Raw genomic sequence first — 17,008 nt, forward strand, 5'->3', positions numbered from 1 at the left:
AGCCTGTGCCCGGGATCACCCGGATCGCCACCAGCGGGCCCACCGCCTCGAGGCGAGGCGATCCCGGACGATGGCGGATCGCGGCGTGAGCGCACGCGGCCAGCCCCCGGAGGTCCCTTGACGAAAGTGCTCCTGACCAGTGTCTGCCGACCGCTCGGAGAGCGGCACGGCGATTCCCCCAGCGTGGGCTACGAGCTGCTTTTCGGGCAGGTCACGCGCAACCAGGGGCTCTTCAGCCCGCGGGCCAACCACGTGGCGTTCTCGCTGGAATACGTCGCGGAGAACGTCGAGGCCCCGACGACGGTCCTCCACTATCCGAGCAAGCGGGAGCTGGTTCACGAGCTCGGAAAGGGTTACGACGTCGTCGGCGTGTCGTTCGTCCTCTCGACCTTCCACCGGATGAAGGAGGTCGTCGCCCTCGTGCGTAAGCACGCGCCGGGGGCGAAGATCGTCCTCGGCGGCTACGGCACGGTGCTGCCCGACGCGATCCTCGCGCCGTTCTCCGACCACGTCTGCCGCGAGGAAGGGGTCGGGTTCATGCGCCGCCTCCTCGGGGAGCCGGCGGGGAGCGGTCCCGGGGCGTTCCGGCACCCGCTCGTCGTGAGCCGGCTCAAGGTCTTCAGCCGCGAGGCGTCCCGCACGGGGATGGTCTTCGCCGGGCTCGGCTGCCCCAACGGCTGCGATTTCTGCTGCACGTCGCACTTCTTCAAGCGCAAGCACATCCCGCTCCTGCCGACAGGTCGCGACATCTACGGCGTCGTCGAACGCTATCTGGAGATCGAGCCGGAGATGTCGATCGCGATCCTCGACGAGGATTTCCTCCTGAACCGCCGCCGGGCGATGGAGTTCCGGGAGTGTGTGAAGGAAGGCGGGCGGGCCCTGTCGGTCTTCGCCTTCGCGAGCGTGAAGGCGATCAGCCAGTACACCGTGGAAGAGATCCTCGAGATGGGGATCGACGGTCTGTGGATCGGCTACGAGGGAACGCGGTCAGGCTACGCCAAGCAGGAAGGGCGACCCGTCGACGCGCTCTTCCGGGAGCTGCGCGAGCACGGGATCAGCGTCCTGGCGTCGATGATCGTCGGCCTTCCGTACCAGACGCCGGCCGTCATCGACGAGGAGCTCTCGGGCCTCCTCGCCCTCCGGCCGACGCTCGCGCAGTTCATGATCTACGGGCCGATCCCGGGGACGCCGTTCTTCGAGCAGGTCGTCCGCGAGGGACGCCTGGCCGAGGAGATGAGAGCCGACCCGGAGACGTTCTGGAAGAGCTCCACGGGCTTCCGGTCGATGGTGAAGCACCCCGCCATGAGCGGGAGGGAGATCGAGACGGCCCAGGAGAGGTGCTTCGACGAGGACTTCCGGCGGCTCGGCCCCTCGATCTACCGCTCCCTCGAGACGTGGATACTCGGGCACGAGACGCTGAAGGGCTCCGCGAACCCCTCCCTGAAGGAGAAGGCGGCCCGCTTCGCGCGGGACGTGAGGAAGGCCTACCCGATCTTCCTCGCCGGCCGGACGCTCGCGCCCGGGAGGGAGATGAGGCGCTGGGTCGGCGAGCTGCAGGCGCGCATTCACGCCACCCTGGGGCCGCCGACGTTCGCCGAGCGCCTCGCCTCCGTGGCCGGCCTCGCGATGGCGGCGTGGACGGGGCTGACGCTGAGGTTCGGCCTCTTTCAGCACCCCTCGCTGGTTCGGCACAGCTTTCGGATGCCCGAGGAATCACTCCCCGCGAAGGCCTGGCGAAGGTTGACGAGCCGCCTGGAGGAGGGCCACAGCGTCGAGGTCGAGCTGCGGCCCGAGGCGACGGTCTGGGTGCGGGTCGCGGGACGCCTCAACGCCGCCGGGGCCGAGGAGCTGGCGGCGGGCCTCAGAGAAGGCCTTCGGAAGCGGAAGGAACGTCTCGTCCTCGACTTCGACCGCCTGACGCACATCGATCCGGCGACCCTCGACGACCTCGCCGAGCGGCTGCAGGCCTACAGGGACCGCATCCGCGTCGTCGTTCCCCCGGCCCGGGAGTTCGCGGCGATCGCCGCGGTCTTCGCGATCTACCGCTGACCGGTCGCCGCCCTCGCCACGTTGGTCGCGCCGAGAGGCGCGTCGGTGCGTCCCTTTCTCACGCAGAAACAGGACGTCTCCAGCTCGACGTCGGCCCGCGCCCACGCCGCCTCGAAGCGCTTCTCGACGGCCGCGGCATCGGCCGCCTTCTTCTTCATCTCGAGCGCTGTCGCGAGCCCCCGGAGGGCCCAGCCGTTCTCCGGGTACTTCACGAGGTCCTCGCGGTAGACGGCCTCGGCCTCCTCGGGCTTCTTCGCGTCGAGGAGCACCGCGCCGAGGGCGTGCCGTGACGGAACGGTCCACGCGGGCGGCTCGTCGTACTTCAGGGCGTCCTCGAGGCGGACGGCCTCGCCCAGCTTCGCGATGGCTCGCCCGTGATCCCCTTTCCGGTAGGCGATCTCGCCATCGAGGAAGGGCAGGGTCCCGGCGAGGACGTCGACGGCCGCATTGGAGCCCCAGTAGAACTCCTTCGGGACCTTCGGGAGTGCGGCGGCGAGGGCGGCGCGCTCCTTCTCGGCCGCGTCCACCTGCCCGAGGGCGGCGTGCGCCACTCCCCTGAGAAAGTGCCGGTGCGCGGTCGAGACGGGGAGCCCTGCGGGTGGCGCCTTCGCCTCGAGGATCTCCTTCCAGAGGCCGAACCGCTTCTGCGCCTCTCCGACGACGGTGAGGAAGGCGTCGGCGAAGGCCGCGTTCTCCGTCACGAATTCCGGGGCGAGTCCGGCGACGACGCTCTTCGCGGTCGCGAGCGCCACGTCGCGCCGACCTTCCATCATTGCGGTGTACGCGAGGAAGTGGGCGTTGTGCGCCATGTAGATCCGGTAGAAGCCGATCTCCGCGCTCCGGGCCTGGTACTTCCGGTCGGCGGCGATCGCCCGCTCGTTCGCCTCTGCAGCGGCTTTCCAGCGGCCCGTCCTGACGTCGATGTGCGACGGCATGTGAACGAGGTGGCTCGAATCCGGAACGAGGGCCCGGAGGCGGTCGGCTGCAGCGGTCGCCTGCTCCGGACGCGGCGAGGCTTCGAGCGCGTGAATGGTCAGGTGAAGCGCTCCGGGGTGGTCCGGAGCGAGCTTTCGCGCCGTCTCGAGGGCGGAGAGGACCTCTGCCGTTCCGGGCTGCGGCTTGCCGTCCTTCGTCCACTGGTCCCAGGGGCGCGTGTCCATCAGTGCCTCCGCGGTGAGCGTCGCCACGTCGGCGTCGGCGGGGAAGCGTTCCCGGACCTTCAGCATCGCCCGGGAGTACGCGGCGTCGAGGGGGGCACGGTCCGCCGGCGGGGGCCAGGCGTAGCGGGCGGCGAGCGCATCGATGAGGGCCTTCTCGACGTCGCTCGCGCCGGCGGCGAGGGATCGCGCCCGCCCGAGCGCATCCCAGGCCTTCTTCGACTGCCCTTCGCTCATCGTCGGATTGTTGATGTGCGGGCCGTTGACGAGGGCGATTCCCCACCAGGCCAGGGCGAGGGCGGGGTCTCGTCGGGCCGCTTCGGCGAAGGCCCGTTCGGATTCGTCGTGGTTGAAGGCGTACGCCCAGACGAGGCCCTGGTCGAAGGCGCGCTGGGCCGCAGGGATACGGGTCGAGACCGGGCGCGTCCAGGAGCCGAGGTCGAAGGGGCTCCACGAGGTGGACTCCGGGTGGTCCTCGGGAAGGGACCCACGCGACGCAGAGGACGCGGGCAGGAGGAGGACGATTACGGCGCAAGGCACGGCCAGAGACGCGGAGTGGACCTTCATCGACGACCTCCTACGTGGAGACGTTTTCTCAGAATCTGGTCCCGGCGTCCGCCGGCGTCAACCCTCCAGCCGGCCTTTCGACCTGAGAATCAGGCCCCGCGGGGCCAGTCCGCGTCGTCGACGGGGACTGGCGCCCACGGGCCTGAACAGGGGCTCGACCTCAGGCCGTTGCGAGGGCGAGCGTTCGCGCCACGGCGTTTCGGGCGGCAACGGCGATCGCGTCGGCCTGCGGGACGAACGCCTGCTCCAGGACCCAGCTCGCCGCGGCAGGCGCGTCGGGCCCGGCGAGGCGAACGATGGGCGCGCGGAGGGAGTCGAACGCCTTCTCCGCGACGGTGGCCGCGATCTCGGCGCCCACGCCACACGTTCGGCTCGCCTCGTGGACGACCACGAGCCGGCCCGTCTTCCTCACGGAGGCGAGGACCGCCTCTTCGTCCCACGGCCTGAGGGAGCGCAGGTCGAGGACTTCGGCGGAGATGCCCTCGGCGGCGAGCGTCTCGGCGGCTGCGGAGCAGCCGTGCACGGTCTTGGCGTAGGAGACCAGGGTCACATCGGTCCCGGCACGCCGGATCGCGGCCTTCCCGAGGGGCACGACGTGGTCGCCCTCGGGAACCTCGCCCGGGGTGTGGAGGAGCGCGACGTCGAGAAAGAAGAGGACCGGGTTGTCGTCACGGATCGACGCCTTCATCAGGCCCTTGAAGTCGGCGGCCGTGGACGGCATGACGACCTTGAGGCCGGGGCTGTGGACGAACCAGGCCTCGACGTTGTGGTTGTGCTGCGCGCCGACGCCCCAGCCGGCGCCGGTCATCGCCATGGCGACCATGGGGAAGGCGAACTGGCCTCCGGAGAGGAAGCGGAGCTTGCCGGCGCTGTTGACGATCTCCTCCATCGAGAACGTCAGGAACGGGGCGAAGAGAAGGTCGACGACCGGGCGCAGGCCCGTGGCGGCGGCTCCGGCGGCGGTGCCCGCGATGATCCCCTCGGCGAGCGGGGTGTTGCGGACGCGCGCGGCGCCGAACTCCGCGACGAGGTCGTGGCGCTTCGTGGCGATCCCTTCCCCGAAGGCGAGGACGGCGGTATCGCGGCGCATCTCTTCGGCGAGGGCTTCTCCGATGGCGTCGTAGGGCGTGATCGTTCTCATGGCGATGTCCTTCTCAGGCGTAGACGTCGGTCGTGAGCTGGTCGAGAGAGGGCCAGGGGGATTCCGCGGCGAAGGCGAAGGCGGTGTCCAGACGGTCGGCGACGCGCCGGTCGATCGCGGCCGCCTCGTCGGCGGTCAGCGCTCCGCTCTCGAGGAGGCGCGCGCGGAGCGTCGCGATCGGGTCGCGCGCTCGCCACGAGGCGAGCTCGTGCTCGTCGACGTAGCCCTGGTCGTCGGGCTCGAAGTGGCCGCGGAGGCGGTAGGTCTTCGTCTCGAGGAGGAAGGGCATCCGCGTCTCGCGGATCCGCGCCACCGCTTCTGCGGCTGCTGCGAAGACGGCCTCGGCGTCGTTCCCGTCGACGGTCCGTCCCTCGATCCCGTAGGCCGCGGCACGCGAGGCGATGTTCTCCGTCAGCATCGTCTCGCGGCGGTGGACGAACGCCTGCCACTCGTTGTTCTCGCAAACGAAGAGGACCGGGAGCTTCCAGACGGCGGCGAGGTTCAGGGCTTCGTGGAAGATCCCCTCGCAGGCGGCGCCGTCGCCGAAGAAGCAGGCGACGACGGCGTCGCTTCCCTTCATCGAGAGCGAGAGCGCGACCCCGGGCGCGAGCGACAGCTCGCCACCGACGATCGTCGACGTGAGGATCACGCCCAGCTCCTTCGCCGAGACGTGGAGCGTGCCGCTCTTGCCGCCGCAGTAGCCGGTGGCGCGCCCCATGATCTCGGCCATGAGACGTCCGGGGTCGGCGCCCCGGGCGAGGAGGTGCCCGGCGCTCCTGTGGTTCGTCAGGATGAGGTCGTCCGGCCGGAGGGCGGCGACGACGCCGACGGCCGAAGCCTCCTGTCCCACGCAGGTGCAGGTGCCGGGGGAACGCCCCTCGGCAAATGAGGCGGCGCTCTTCTCCTCGAAGGAGCGGATGAGCGTCATCTTCTCGAGAAACATGGCAGGGCCGGGGACGGCGGAGCTCGTCGACATCGTTCACCTCTCGTGCGGCGCAGGGCGCCTGTTGGCCGGGGGCGCGACGCGCGCCCCCGATGCCCATCAAGATGCTGTCGACGCCGGCAGCCTGCCACCTAAGAATCCCCTAAGCCACCCTAAGAAGTTCCTATTTTCTGTGCTCTTCTTTCGCTCGACCCGTCGTCTCCCGCTGGCATACTCGGCGTGTGAGGAGAATCGGGGGCGTCCTCGTCCTCGTATTGGCGACGGTGGGCGCCGGATCCTGCCGCGGGCCTTCAGGCCCCGTGCGCGTGGCCATCCACAGCCTGCCACAGAGTTACGACCCGCACCTTCAGAACGAGGTGCTGACGTCCGCGGTCCTGGCCAACCTCTACGACGGCCTGACGGAGTTCGACGCAGGCTCCCGCATCCGGCCGGCCCTCGCGTCGGAGTGGCGGAATCCCGACGACCGGACGTGGGTCTTCCAGCTGCGGCAGGGCGTGCGGTTTCACGATGGACGGCTCCTGGCGGCGGACGACGTCGTCTTCAGCCTGAACCGGGCCCGGAACCACCCCGGGTCGGGACTGGCGAGCTACCTCGTCGAGGTGGAATCGATCCGGGCGATCGATCCGGCGACGGTCGAGATCAGGACGAAGCGCCCCTTCGCGGCGCTTCTCGCCAAGGTCACACCCGTCGGCATCGTCCCGCGTGATGCGCCGGAGACGATCACGCAGCCCGTCGGAACAGGATCCTACCGGCTGGGGCGCACGAGGCCTGACGGTCTCGACCTCCTGCCGGTCGAAGGCGGATGGCGAGGGGAGAGGGCGCTTGTTCCCCTGACGTTCGTCGTCGACGGGAGCCCGCGGCGAAGGGTCGAGAGACTTCTCGCCACGGAGGTCGACGTCGCGGCGAACCTCTCGGAGGACGCCGTGGCCGCGTTGCGCGGTTCGGCCTGCTGTCGCGAGGAGGTCATTCCGGGGTCGACGGTGGAATACCTTCGACTCTCGCCCCTCGAACCGCCCTTCCGGGACCTTCGGGTGAGGCAGGCGATCGACTTCGCGATCGATCGGCCCGCGTACATCGAGAGAGCCCACCACGGAATGGGCCAGGCCGTCGGGCAGCTCGTCGTCCCGGGGGTCTTCGGCTTCGCGCCCGACCTGAAGGCGACGCGCCGCGACATTCCCCGAGCGAGGCAGCTCCTGGCCGAGGCGGGCTACCCCGACGGCTTCGACGTCGTCCTGGAGTTCCGGAAGGGGCGCCGGGGCGGCATTCTCGTGGCGCAGCTCGCCGAGGCGGGGGTGCGGGCCACGCCCCGCGAAACGCTCTGGACCGAGCTTCACCCCCGCGTGCGGCGGGGCGAAGTGGGGTTCTACCTCGGGGGCGTCGTCGCGCAGACGGCCGAGGCGAGCGACGTCCTCGACGGGTTCGTCCACACGAGGGACGAAGAGAGGGGCTACGGCGTCACGAACCACTCCCGCTACTCGAACCCGAGGGCAGACGAGCTGATCGAGGCCGCCGCCTCGTCGCTCGAGATGATCCGGCGGCGGGAACTTCTCCAGGAGGCGATGCGGGTCGTCATGGGCGACCTGCACATCGTCCCGATCGCGGGCCTCTACGAGGTCTACGGAGTCCGGAAGGAGATCCGGTTCACCCCCCGTCTCGACGGCAAGATCCTGGGCCGGGAGATCTCCCGGAAGTAGCTGAGCCTCGGGCTGCAGCTCGCGGAGCCGCTGAGGGCCCGGAGCGCTCTCCTATACTCCGTTCACCTTGCGTGCCGCCGCGATCCTCCTCCTCGGCCTCTTTCTCCCCGCCGTCCCGAGCACCCCGGCCCCTGCGGTCGAGGTCCCACCCGTCTCGCCCGCCGAGCTCGGCGCGCACATACGGTTCCTGGCCGACGACCTCCTGGAGGGGCGCGCCCCGGGGACCCGCGGCGACCGGCTGACGCAGGCCTACATCGAGGCGGCGTTTCGCGTGAGCGGGCTCCAGCCCGCGTTCGGCGCGCTCTACCGGCAGGACGTCCCGATCCGCCTCGTGACTCCCGATCCGAAGACCTCGCTCGCGTTCGCGGGCGCGGCGGCGAGCGCACCCGCCGGGCGTTTCGGCGACGATTTCGTGATCGCTTTCCCGAAGCCGGAGGCGGGCGGGAACGTAGACGCCGAGGTCGTCTTCGGGGGATTCGGAATCGAGGCGAAGGAGTGGGGCTGGGACGACTTCAAGGGCGCCGACGTGAAGGGAAAGATCCTGCTCCTCCTCTCGGGAGAGCCGGGAGGCGACGACCCGGCGGTCTTCGCGGGCAGGGTCCTGACACATCACGGCCGCTGGCGGACCAAGCTCGAGGTGGCGGCGCGCCGCGGCGCGGCCGGGGTTCTCTTCGTCCACACGCGCGAGGGTGCCGGCTACGGCTGGGAGGTCGTCCGCAACGGCTGGACCCGGCCGGTGGCGTTCGATCCGGGGAACCCGGGCCTGCTGTCGCTCGAGGGCTGGCTCACCGAGCCGTCCGCCGCGGGCGCCGTGCGGTCGGCGGGTGTCACCCTGGGAGAGCTGCGGGCCGCCGCGAACCGGCGCGAGTTCCGACCCCAGCCGCTCGCCCTGAGAGTCCAGGCCAGCAGCCTTCCGAAGTACGAGACGATCGTCTCGGGCAACGTCGCCGGAATCGTCCGGGGCAGCGGCTCCGCCTCGTCGGCGCCGGTCGTCGTCGTCAGCGCCCATCACGACCACCTCGGCATCGGGACGACGGAGAACGGCGACTCCATCTACAACGGTGCGATGGACAACGGCTCCGCGCTGGCCGTACTCCTGGCGCTGGCCCGAAGGATCGGCGCGCGGGCGGGGGAGCTGCCAGTGGACGTCCTGTTTCTCGCCCCGGCGGCCGAGGAGGCGGGCCTCCTCGGATCGGAGCGTTTCGTGGCGCAGCCGCCCGTGCCCCTCGCGCGGATGGCGGCGTGCCTCAACCTGGAGATGTCGGCGGTGTGGGGCCCGGCCCGCGACGTCGTGGCCATCGGCGCTTCCGAGAGCGCGCTCAGCTCCGTCGTCGAGTCGGTCGCGAGGAGGGAAGGCCTGGTGGTCGCTCCCGAGCCTGCACCCGAACAGGGGTTCTTCTACCGTTCCGACCAGTTCTCGTTTGCGCGGGCGGGCGTCCCGGGGATCTGGATCGACCTCGGTGACGACCTCGTGGGGACCCCTGCCGGGACAGGCCTCGCGCACCGGGAAGAGTACCGGACGAAGCGGTATCACCGTCCGAAGGACGAGTTCGACCCCGCGTGGGAGCTGACCGGAACGGCGCAGCTCGCGAGGCTCGTGGAGCTCGCCATCGAGGAGATCGGGGCGCGGGGGGGCAAGGTGCCCTGGAAGGCCGGCTCGCCGTACCGGCGCTGACGGGGCCGGCGCCCCGGAGAGGCCCGGGGCGTAGCATGGCGGCGTGAGCGACGCGCCCGACAGCCCTCCGACCTCCGAAGTCTCCGACGCCAGCGACTCCATCGACGGCGGATTCGCCGCCCTGGGTCTCGACCCGCGCCTTCTCACGGCGCTCTCTACGCTCGGATACGAGGAGCCGACCCCTATCCAGCGGCAGGCGATCCCTCCGCTCCTGGCGAAACGCGACCTCCTCGCGCAGGCGGCGACCGGAACGGGGAAGACCGCCGCGTTCGCCCTCCCGATGCTCGACCGGCTGGTGCGCGAAGGGGGCGACAGGAAGGCGGTGTTCGGCCTCGTCCTGGTCCCGACCCGCGAGCTCGCGATGCAGGTGGCCGAGGCGGTCCATCGCTACGGCCGGGGCACCGGCGTCCGAGTCCTCGCCGTCTACGGCGGCTCCTCGATGGGGCTTCAGCTCCGGGAGCTCGCCCGGGGCGTCGACGTCGTCGTCGCGACGCCGGGCCGGGCGCTCGACCACGTGAAGCGGGGGACGCTGAACCTTTCGGGCGTGAAGCTCGTCGTCCTGGACGAGGCCGACGAGATGCTCGACATGGGCTTCTCGGAAGACCTCGAGGCCATCCTCGACGCGACGCCCGCGGGGCACCCGATGGCGCTCTTCTCGGCGACGTTCCCCGCGCGCATCGCCGGGCTGGCGGGGCGGCGTCTCTCCTCTCCCGTCGAGCTGCGCCTCGGAGCAGCCCGCGACGGGGCAGGAGCGAAGGACGACGGGGGCGTCAAGGTGAAGCAGACGGCTTACGTCGTTCCCCGGGCCCACAAGCTGGCGGCGCTCTCGCGCATCCTGGACCTCGAGGACCCCACGTCGGCCATCGTCTTCTGCAGGACCCGGACCGAGGTCGACGAGATCTCCGAGAAGCTGAACGCGCGGGGCCGCCGGGCCGAGGCGCTCCACGGAGGCTTCACGCAGGACCAGCGGGACCGGGTGATGAAGCGCTTCCGCTCGGGCGCGGCGGACCTCCTCATCGCGACCGACGTCGCCGCGCGCGGCCTCGACGTCGAGCAGATCTCGCACGTCTTCAACTACGACGTCCCGAGCGAGGCCGAAGCGTACGTCCACCGTATCGGGCGGACGGCGCGCGCCGGCCGGGCGGGGACGGCGATCACCCTCTTCGAGCCGCGCGAGCAGTGGCTCCTGGCGAACGTCGAACGGCTGACGAAGAAGAAGATCGAGAGGGCGACCGTCCCGACCGTCGCCGACCTCAGGGCCCGGCGGCTCGAGCTGACCCGGGCGTCGCTCAGGGAAACGATCCTCGGCGGGGGGCTCGAGACGTTCCGCGTCGCGGTCGACTCCCTCGCCGACGAGTTCGACATCCTCGACGTCGCGGCTGCGGGCGTGAAGCTCGCGCACGAGGCGGCGGGATCGCCCGGCGAGGAAGAGGAGATCCCGGCGATTCCCGTTCCGCAGGACCGGCCTCGTTTCGTCCCTCGGGCCGAGACGGGCGGGATGACCCGCCCGGTCCGCCGCACTCCGCGGCTGCCCGGCGCGGTGAGCCTCTTCATAGGTGCGGGACGGGACGCCGGCATCCGCCCGGCGGACCTCTTCGGAGCCATCACGAACGAAGCGAAGCTCCCCTCGCGCGCCATCGGCGCCATCGAGATCGCCGACCGGTTCTCGCTCGTCGAGGTGCCGGGAGAATCGGCCGACGCCGTCATCGAGGCTCTCAGGAAGACGACGGTCAGGGGGCGGAAGGTCATGGTGCGGCGCGAACGGCCCGCACCACCGAGGCGTTGACAGGGCGTTGAACGGTCGCAGACTCTCCGCTGCGATGCTGGTTGAACCCCTCTCGAACTCCAGCCGGCCGGTGGCATCCCGTTCGGAAACGGTCCTGGCGGTGGCCCTCGTGGTTGCCGCCCTGGCCTTTGCCTGGGCCCGCTCGGTGCAGACCCCCGCGGTGGATTTCTTCACGAAGTGGAGCGTGGCTCGCGAGATCGCCGCATCCGGAGGAGCGAACGCCTACTCGGCTGAAGAACGGCAACGGATAGGCACGGACCTCGCGCGGGAGTTTCACTCGCCGGCCACGCTCGAACGACACAAGATGGCGACCGCGATCGTCCTGTCGGAGAACCGGGGCGAGATGGAGGTGGCGGCGAGTCCCTTCCTCTACGCTTCCATGGTCGTCTTCGGCCTGAGTGACTACGAGACGAGCTACCTTCTTTTCGCGCTGGTCTCCCTCCTGGCGCTCGTGGCGGCCATCCTTCTCCTCTGCCGTCACCTCCTCGTCCCGTTCCACTGGACGCTCGTCCTGCTCACGATCGTGGCGTCCCAGTTCGAGCCGCTGAGCTCCGATGTCCGCGTCGGCAACATCAACCAGCTTCACCTCGCGGCGGTGGTCGGCGCGAGCCTGCTCGTGTCACCGGGCCGGCGGCACCTGGCGTCCTTTGCAGCGGGAACGTTGCTCGGTTTCGCGGCAGCGCTGAAGCCGAACGTCCTGCTCGTCCCGGTCTTCCTCCTCGTCGGACTCTGGCTCGACGGGCGCCGGGCGAGCGCTGCCGCGTTCCTTGCCGGACTTCTGGCCAGCACGGCCGCCGCCTTTGCGGGCGCCGCGGCGTTCTTCGGCGGCTGGAAGTGCTGGCTCGCCTGGAGGGACGTGCTGCCGACGCTCCTGACGGCGCGCTACGGTGTCGCCCAAGGGAACTTCGGGCTCGCGGCGCTCGTCCACCAGGCTGTCGGAGTCGACGTCTCCGCCGTGATCCTCCTGCTTCTGCTCTTCTTGCTGGCCTCTGCGCTCTGGCGGTCCCGGAGGAACCCTGCCGGGACTCCGGCGGGATCGGAGAGCGGACGAGCCGGACTCCTGCTCGCAGGTCTCGGGTGCGCCTTCATGATCCTCTCCGGGCCCTACGTGTGGATCCACTACTTCGTTCTCGCGCTCCCGCTGGGTGCCTACGTCTTTTTCAGGCCGGATTTCGGCCTGCCGCGGACGGCGGGGTTCGTCGCGTTCGGCCTGCTTCTCGTTTCGACGACTCTCGTCCAGACGGTCGCCCCCGAGGCGTTCGTGCTTCAGGCCCTCCTCCTGGACCTGCCCGTGCTCGTCATCGCAGGCCTCGGACTGCGGGACCTGGCGCGGCGGGCACAGCCAGCGCCGTCGAGGCCGCAGGACCCGGGTTCGCGGCCGCCCGGACTCTGCTATGTTCCGCGCGAAAACGAAGCGGTGTCGGGCGGGATTCGTGAACAATACACGATTCGAGACCTGACCCCGTAGCGGGGAGGGGTGCGATGGCGACGAAGAAGGAAAAGCCCGTGGCGGAGAAGTTCGCGGAGGCCAAGGGGCGGGTCGAGGGGCTGAAGAAGCGCCCGTCCAACGACCAGCTCCTGGAGCTCTACGCGTACTACAAGCAGGCGACCGACGGAGACGTCTCGGGTTCGCGGCCGGGCATGCTCGACCTGAAAGGGCGGGCGAAGTTCGACGCCTGGGCGAAGGCGAAGGGGACCGGGAAGGACGACGCGATGAAGAAATACGTCGCGCTCGTCGACAGGCTCTCCGCCGAGCTCGGCTGACGCCATCGATGCGCCTCCTCGAGGAGCTGCGCGCCGAGCACGAGCTGATCGACCGCGTCGCGGGCTCGCTGCGCAGCTACGCGGCCGCCCGGGCGAGAGGGGAGGGCGACGCCGCCGACGGCGCCGCCTTCCGCCGATTCTTCCGCCTCTGGGCCGGGGCATGGCACCACGCGCGCGAGGAAGAGACGCTCTTCCCGGCGCTGGCCGCCAGGGCGGAGCTCTCCCCGGCGCACGGGCCGATCGCAGCGTTCGTCGAGCAGCACCACGAGATGGCGAACGTCCTCGACACGCTCGACCCTCTCCTCGACCACGAGCCGCTCGGAGCGGACGACGCCCGTCGCCTCGTGGACCTCGCCACGGCCTACACGCGGGAGCTGGGGCGGCACATCGACGCCGAGAACTCGGTCCTCCTCCCCGAGAGCGAGGTCCGGCTGCGGCAGGCGAACGTCCTCGAGCTCGAGGGGCGCAGCCCGAAGGAGGAGGAGCTTGCGGCGCGCGGGGACGGCGAGCGCCTCGTGGGCACCTGGCCGTTCGCGCCCGACACCGGGGGTGTGCGCGGCGAGGGATGCGTCGTTTGCCCGTCGTACGGGGCGACCTGCCGCGGCGTCGAAGCGGAGTGGTGGAACGCGAGCGAGTGGGAAGAGTTTTCGGACCACCTCGGCTGACGGAACACGGCTGCTGGGCGCTATGCTGATCGGTCCCGGGCTCACGCGGCGCCCCTCGGTGCAGAACGACCTCATGGAGGATGTACGTGATCACTGACCTCGTTGGCGACCTGGCCCTCTCCGTCGGCCTTCCCGCCCTGAAGCGAGCGGTCGGCGTCGTGACGCGGGTGCTTCCCATTCCGCAGCCGACGCTCATGGTCGGCCCGGGCTCCAGCGCGCGACTCGGTGAGACGGTCGCGGGTCTCGGACACCGACGGTTACTCGTCGTCACCGACGGCGTGATCACGCGGCTCGGTCTGATGAAGCCCCTCCTGGATGCCCTGACGCGCGGCGGCTCGGCGTTCGTCGTCTTCGACGACGTGCCGCCCGACGCCCCGATCCCGTCGATCGAGAAGGGGATCGACACCTACCTCGGGCAGGATTGCGACGCGATCGTCGCCTTTGGCGGCGGCTCGGTCATGGACTCGGCGAAGGCGATCGGCGCCGCGGTCGCCAACGGCAAGCACCCTCGAGAGCTGGTCGGCTACTTCAGGGGGTGGAATCCGCCCCCGCCGCTCTACGCCGTGCCGACCACCGCCGGAACGGGGTCGGAGGTGACCGTGGCCGCCGTGATCTCGGATCCGGAGAACGGCACGAAGCTCGTCATCGCCGATACGCGCCTCGTGCCTCGCATTGCGGCGCTCGATCCCAGCCTGATGACGGGGCTTCCCGCACCGATCACCGCGGCCACGGGGATGGATGCCCTGACCCACGCGGTCGAGGCCTTCATCGGCGAATGGGGCACCGATTTCACCGACCGGATGGCGCTCGCCGCCGTTTCGATGATCACCGAGAACCTCCCCGTCGTCTTCGCGAACGGCCAGGACCTCGCCGCCCGCGAGAAGATGGCGCTGGCTTCGACGTACGCGGGGCTGGCCTTCACGCGCGCCAACGTGGGGAACGTCCACGCCATCGCGCACCAGCTCGGCGGTCGATACCACACGCCGCACGGCCTGGCCAACGCTATCGTGCTCCCCGCGGTCCTGCGCTTCTCCAGCCCGGCGATCACCAGAAAGCTCGCCACGCTGGCCGCGCGGGCCGGGGTGGGCTATCCGGGTCGGTCGGAGGTCGAGCAGGCACGGGCATTCGTGGAGTGGGTAGATGCGATGAATGCCTCGCTCGGAATACCCGCTCAGCTCGACGCCCTGCGGGAGGAGGACATCCCGGCCCTGGCGAAGGCCGCGTGCTGGGAGGCCGACACCAACTACCCGGTTCCGAGGCGCATGTCGCAGGCCGACTGCGAAGGGCTGCTGCGCCAGATACTGCCTGAGGCGGCCCGTCCCGAGCCGGCGCAGCGTGAAGAAGCCAGTCAGCCGGAGGTTCGGATCCGGAAGGCGCACACCCCTCGCCGGGTCAAGGGCCCCGAGGTCGAGGGCACGACGGAGCGACGGCCGGCGAAGAAAGCGCGTTAGCCCACGCGGGAAGGGATAATGGCGGCGCCCTCCCGGGATCGGGCCGAAACCCGTGCGCAGAGTCGTCGTGTTCCTCCTGCTCCTCGCGATCAAGGTCGCGAGCCGCGTCTTCTACCGCCACGAGGTGGCGTGGGTAGGAGAGGTGCCTGCAGAGCTCTGGAAAGGCCTGCGCCTCGTCGCCCTCCTGAACCACACGAGCCTCTTCGAGCTCCTCTACCTCGGCGACGCTCCGCTGACGCTCCTCTGGGCCATCGCGAGCCGCGGGGTCATCCCGGCGGCGCAGAAGACGGTCGATCGTCCGCTGGTGGGGCTCCTGTACAAGCTCGTCGCGCGCCAGGTCGTGCCGATCTCCCGGGAGCGGGACCACACGTGGTCCGGCCTTCTGGGCGCGATCCGGCCCGACGGTCTCGTGGTGATGGCGCCGGAAGGCCGGATGATGCGCGCGTCGGGCCTCGACGTGACGGGCCGCCAGATGTCGATTCGCGGCGGCATTGCCGACGTGCTGCAGGCTCTCGGAGACGGCGGGATGCTGATCGCCTACAGCGGCGGCCTCCACCACGTCCAGGTGCCGGGGCGGTGGCCCCGGGTCTTCCGGACGGTGCGACTGCGGCTCGAGCGGCTCGACATCGCAGCGTACGTGAAGGCCCTCGGAGAAGGGCGCGATCTCGAGGCATTCAAGAGGGCGGTGAAGGACGATCTCCAGCGCCGCCTGGACCTGTACCGCTCCTGACGGAGCGGTGGCGAAGAACGGAGACGCACATGACGGGACGCCCCACGCGAGACGAGGCCGCGGCCTACTACTTCACCTACATCGACCGGGTTCCGGGCGACGACGCCGTCGGCGTCATGGAGGCTCAGCTCGAGGAGACGACGCTTTTCCGTGGGATATCTGAGGAGGCCTCCCTCCGCCGTTACGCGCCGGGCAAGTGGAGCATCCGCGAGGTGCTGAGCCACATCAACGACACCGAGCGCGTCTTCCTCTTTCGCGCCTTCTGGTTCGCACGCGGCTTCGACACGCCGCTGCCGAGCTTCGATCAGGACGTCGCCATAGGCTCGGCCCACGCCGACGACGTGCCGTGGGCGCGTCACGTCGAAGAGTTTCGGACCATCCGGCAGGCGAGCCTCTCGCTCTTCCGGAACCTCCCGGCCGAAGCCTGGGCGAAAGCCGGCATCGCCAGCGGAAACTCCTTCACCGTGAGGGCGCTGGCGTACGTCCTGGCGGGGCACGTCGTCCACCACGTCGCGATCCTGAGAGAGCGGTATCTCGGGGCCCCGGGGGCGTAGTCGCTCGCACCGCAAGGTCAGCCCCGCGCCGGACACTCACGAGCGAGCCGATGAGATGCGCCTTCGGAAACGGCCTGGTCCTTCTGCTCTCCGTTCTGGCTTCAGGCCCTCTGAAGGCGGACCTCTTCCGGAAGGTTGCGGCCCAGTCCCCGCTCGCCCGGCAGGTTTCGCTCATCCTCGGCGACGACCGGCGGACGATCGCGTTCGGCACGGGCGGGACATGGGAGTTCGACGGAACGGGCCGGGTGGAGCTGCGGCGAACCTCGGGCGCCGGGCGCTTCGTGGCGTACGGCGTCGTCAACGACGACCAGACGGGTGACGGGACCGTCTTCAGGAGGGTCCGGGACCGCTGATCGCTGTGTCGAAGGTGGCGTTGGGCCGAGGTGCCCTACGGCTTCTTCCTCGCGAAGCAGAGGCCCGACCAGGTTTCGTCGACCGCGCAGACCTTGTAGTCGACGAACCCGTTCGCGAGACCGAACGCGCGGACGACGGCCTCCGTCACGTCGGTCACGACGCCCGACGCCTTCTTCGGCCAGACGATCCAGAGCTTCCCCTTCGGGGCGAGCGCCGCGGTCGCCCTGGCGAAGCGCGCACCGAGCGCGGCCGCGGACGGGACGAAGAGGAGGAGGACGCCCGCAGACCGGGCCCTCCGGACGACGCGCGCCCCCTTGGGGAGCCCGGCGAGAAGGGCCTCGAAGCCGACCGGGGCGTCGAGGAGAAGGACCTGATCACCCGCCCGGATTCCGAGCTTCCTCGGTAGCGGCGTTCCGGAGTATCCGGCCGTCGCGCCGGGAACGGCGGACACAGGCACCCTGGCGACGACACGGGCCAC

15 protein-coding genes are annotated in these 17,008 nt (G+C 70.4%); 11 read left to right on the forward strand and 4 right to left on the reverse strand.

Going from position 1 to position 17,008, the window contains the following annotated elements; genetic code table 11:
• Positions 1–183: 183 nt before the first annotated feature.
• Positions 184–2,049 (forward strand): cobalamin-dependent protein, encoded by a 1,866-nt coding sequence (locus IPN03_05710; GenBank protein MBK9373221.1) that lies wholly within the window; start codon positions 184–186, stop codon positions 2,047–2,049.
• Here the strand turns inward: IPN03_05710 and IPN03_05715 are convergent.
• The 3 genes from IPN03_05715 to IPN03_05725 form a co-directional block, all read right to left on the reverse strand.
• Positions 2,040–3,773, reverse strand: a complete 1,734-nt coding sequence (locus IPN03_05715) for a hypothetical protein (protein MBK9373222.1) — start codon at positions 3,771–3,773, stop codon at positions 2,040–2,042. The two genes, IPN03_05710 and IPN03_05715, sit on opposite strands and share 10 nt — an antisense overlap.
• Before the next feature lie 160 nt (positions 3,774–3,933).
• Positions 3,934–4,914, reverse strand: a complete 981-nt coding sequence (locus IPN03_05720) for an alpha-ketoacid dehydrogenase subunit beta (protein ID MBK9373223.1) — start codon at positions 4,912–4,914, stop codon at positions 3,934–3,936.
• Between the two features lie 13 nt (positions 4,915–4,927).
• Entirely contained in the window at positions 4,928–5,890 is a 963-nt protein-coding gene (locus IPN03_05725) for a thiamine pyrophosphate-dependent dehydrogenase E1 component subunit alpha (GenBank protein MBK9373224.1), read from the reverse strand.
• 188 nt (positions 5,891–6,078) lie between these two features.
• Here IPN03_05725 and IPN03_05730 point away from each other — a divergent pair, with 188 nt between their 5' ends.
• From IPN03_05730 to IPN03_05775, 10 genes are all read left to right on the forward strand, one after another.
• Positions 6,079–7,551 carry a hypothetical protein gene (locus IPN03_05730; protein MBK9373225.1) on the forward strand — a complete coding sequence of 491 codons (1,473 nt, stop codon included), beginning with the start codon at positions 6,079–6,081 and terminating at the stop codon, positions 7,549–7,551.
• A gap of 67 nt (positions 7,552–7,618) precedes the next feature.
• Positions 7,619–9,226: a M28 family peptidase gene (locus IPN03_05735; GenBank protein MBK9373226.1), complete on the forward strand. Its 1,608-nt coding sequence runs from the start codon at positions 7,619–7,621 to the stop codon at positions 9,224–9,226.
• Between the two features lie 43 nt (positions 9,227–9,269).
• A complete protein-coding gene (locus tag IPN03_05740; protein MBK9373227.1) occupies positions 9,270–11,012 on the forward strand; it encodes a DEAD/DEAH box helicase in 1,743 nt (580 codons plus the stop codon).
• 304 nt (positions 11,013–11,316) lie between these two features.
• Entirely contained in the window at positions 11,317–12,480 is a 1,164-nt protein-coding gene (locus tag IPN03_05745) for a DUF2029 domain-containing protein (protein MBK9373228.1), read from the forward strand.
• Positions 12,481–12,494: 14 nt separating this feature from the next.
• A complete protein-coding gene (locus IPN03_05750) occupies positions 12,495–12,776 on the forward strand; it encodes an acyl-CoA-binding protein (protein ID MBK9373229.1) in 282 nt (93 codons plus the stop codon).
• An 8-nt stretch (positions 12,777–12,784) separates the two neighbouring features.
• The gene (locus IPN03_05755) at positions 12,785–13,441 is read left to right on the forward strand and encodes a hemerythrin domain-containing protein (protein MBK9373230.1); all 657 of its coding nucleotides are present in this window, start codon (positions 12,785–12,787) and stop codon (positions 13,439–13,441) included.
• An 80-nt stretch (positions 13,442–13,521) separates the two neighbouring features.
• Positions 13,522–14,892, forward strand: coding sequence for an iron-containing alcohol dehydrogenase (locus IPN03_05760; protein ID MBK9373231.1), 1,371 nt, complete (start codon positions 13,522–13,524; stop codon positions 14,890–14,892).
• A 52-nt stretch (positions 14,893–14,944) separates the two neighbouring features.
• The gene (locus IPN03_05765) at positions 14,945–15,622 is read left to right on the forward strand and encodes a 1-acyl-sn-glycerol-3-phosphate acyltransferase (protein MBK9373232.1); all 678 of its coding nucleotides are present in this window, start codon (positions 14,945–14,947) and stop codon (positions 15,620–15,622) included.
• Positions 15,623–15,651: 29 nt separating this feature from the next.
• Entirely contained in the window at positions 15,652–16,176 is a 525-nt protein-coding gene (locus tag IPN03_05770) for a DinB family protein (GenBank protein ID MBK9373233.1), read from the forward strand.
• A gap of 50 nt (positions 16,177–16,226) precedes the next feature.
• The gene (locus IPN03_05775; protein MBK9373234.1) at positions 16,227–16,529 is read left to right on the forward strand and encodes a hypothetical protein; all 303 of its coding nucleotides are present in this window, start codon (positions 16,227–16,229) and stop codon (positions 16,527–16,529) included.
• 35 nt (positions 16,530–16,564) lie between these two features.
• Here IPN03_05775 and IPN03_05780 read toward each other — a convergent pair whose 3' ends face one another.
• Positions 16,565–16,981, reverse strand: coding sequence for a DUF3052 domain-containing protein (locus IPN03_05780; protein MBK9373235.1), 417 nt, complete (start codon positions 16,979–16,981; stop codon positions 16,565–16,567).
• Positions 16,982–17,008: the final 27 nt, after the last annotated feature.

Source organism: Holophagales bacterium, assembly GCA_016719485.1.
Lineage (GTDB): Bacteria > Acidobacteriota > Thermoanaerobaculia > UBA5066 > UBA5066 > UBA5066.

What these genes read in the sequence shown, in the direction of transcription:
- IPN03_05715 (MBK9373222.1), bottom strand. Translation starts at nt 3,773, where the DNA reads ATGAAGGTCCACTCCGCGTCTCTGGCCGTGCCTTGCGCCGTAATCGTC.
- IPN03_05720 (MBK9373223.1), bottom strand. Translation starts at nt 4,914, where the DNA reads ATGAGAACGATCACGCCCTACGACGCCATCGGAGAAGCCCTCGCCGAA.
- IPN03_05725 (MBK9373224.1), bottom strand. Translation starts at nt 5,890, where the DNA reads ATGTCGACGAGCTCCGCCGTCCCCGGCCCTGCCATGTTTCTCGAGAAG.
- IPN03_05745 (MBK9373228.1), top strand. Translation starts at nt 11,317, where the DNA reads ATGGCGACCGCGATCGTCCTGTCGGAGAACCGGGGCGAGATGGAGGTG.
- IPN03_05750 (MBK9373229.1), top strand. Translation starts at nt 12,495, where the DNA reads ATGGCGACGAAGAAGGAAAAGCCCGTGGCGGAGAAGTTCGCGGAGGCC.
- IPN03_05755 (MBK9373230.1), top strand. Translation starts at nt 12,785, where the DNA reads ATGCGCCTCCTCGAGGAGCTGCGCGCCGAGCACGAGCTGATCGACCGC.
- IPN03_05760 (MBK9373231.1), top strand. Translation starts at nt 13,522, where the DNA reads ATGTACGTGATCACTGACCTCGTTGGCGACCTGGCCCTCTCCGTCGGC.
- IPN03_05770 (MBK9373233.1), top strand. Translation starts at nt 15,652, where the DNA reads ATGACGGGACGCCCCACGCGAGACGAGGCCGCGGCCTACTACTTCACC.
- IPN03_05775 (MBK9373234.1), top strand. Translation starts at nt 16,227, where the DNA reads ATGAGATGCGCCTTCGGAAACGGCCTGGTCCTTCTGCTCTCCGTTCTG.